Source organism: Halomonas sp. 707D4, assembly GCF_024158685.1.
Lineage (GTDB): Bacteria > Pseudomonadota > Gammaproteobacteria > Pseudomonadales > Halomonadaceae > Vreelandella.
In genome coordinates this window covers 1-1,163 of sequence record NZ_JAMZBD010000709.1, presented here as the reverse complement: position 1 = coordinate 1,163, position 1,163 = coordinate 1, and the positions used below count along the sequence as shown (strand labels likewise).

Below are 1,163 nucleotides of genomic sequence, written 5' to 3'. Positions count from 1 at the left end.
CGCCACCACCGCCGGCACGAAGCCGATCAGATGCCGATGCGACAGAATCCCGCCCAGCATCGCCACGGCCTCCCCCTCCAGCCCCGCGCCGAGAAACAGGCCTAGGCTTCCGTAGTTCGTTACCAGATGCTCGAAGGTCATGCGCGTTCTCCTGAAATACCCTGCCCCATGAGTCACGGTGGCAATGCCTCCCCTGGTTCATTGAAGTCGACGGGCACAGGTTTTGCCATGCTCGAAGGCGGTTCGAGGGTCGTAGTCTCAGGCTCACGTGGAGAATAATCTCGACCGGTTCCAGATTAGCCAATGAATGTGAATGAGCAAGGCGTTATGATTCCGCGCGACATTTTCCTTCGCTCCCGGTCGTCTTTTACTCCTCCCACTGGATACCCCATGCACAATCTCTGGATTCCCGTCGTTGCCATCTTCGCCGTGGCGGGCCTGATCTTCGGCCATCAGGCCTACTCCGAGGCCCAGCGCGATGCCCACATTTCCGAGGCGATTTCAGAACGCCTCGGTAGTCAGGCGACGGCCGAGATCGCCCACCTGGTGAGCGTCAATAAAGGTTACGGGGTGTGCGGCGACTATACGCTTTCAGGGTTTGAGCCCGGGCGCTTCTACTACAACAGCGCCACCGAGCGCCTCGCGGTGGGGAGTGATGAAGCGCTCTATCGGGACAACTGCGCCCGCGTTTCCAACTAGCCTCTCGGCAACCGCTAACACTCGTCACACACCCATTCGATGAAACCAGTTGGCAGGCGCACCGGCCTGACGGCTCGCCTGCGCGATGGGCTTCTGTAAACCCAGGAACTAGACGATGGTTAACTCGATGGATAGAATCGAGCAGTAAACTCTTAAAACCAAAAAAGGTGACTGCCATCATGAATGACGCTCCTCGATCTCTCGCCCTACCCGCACCCTTGAATCTCTCCCGCTACTCGCTGGGCGGCAAGGCGCTCGCGGTCGTGCTGGGCTCCCTCTTTCTGACGCTGTGCTCCTACCTCCAGGTGCCCATGGTGCCCGTGCCGGTCACGCTGCAGACCTTCGGCGTACTGCTGATCGGCGCGCTTTACGGCTGGCGCCTGGGCGCGCTGACCACGCTTGCGTGGCTGGGCCAGGCCGCCGTGGGCCTGCCGGTGCTGGCGGGAAGGCGAACAGATAGCCCG

General features: G+C 61.0%; 2 protein-coding genes. Both read left to right on the top strand.

All coding sequences use genetic code 11. The features are described 5' to 3' along the window. Positions 1–390 precede the first annotated feature (390 nt). A complete protein-coding gene (locus tag BIS11_RS18110; RefSeq protein ID WP_253426885.1) occupies positions 391–699 on the top strand; it encodes a hypothetical protein in 309 nt (102 codons plus the stop codon). 179 nt (positions 700–878) lie between these two features. Continuing rightward, positions 879–1,163 (top strand): biotin transporter BioY (locus tag BIS11_RS18105; RefSeq protein WP_253586801.1); only part of this gene is annotated, 285 nt, incomplete at its 3' end.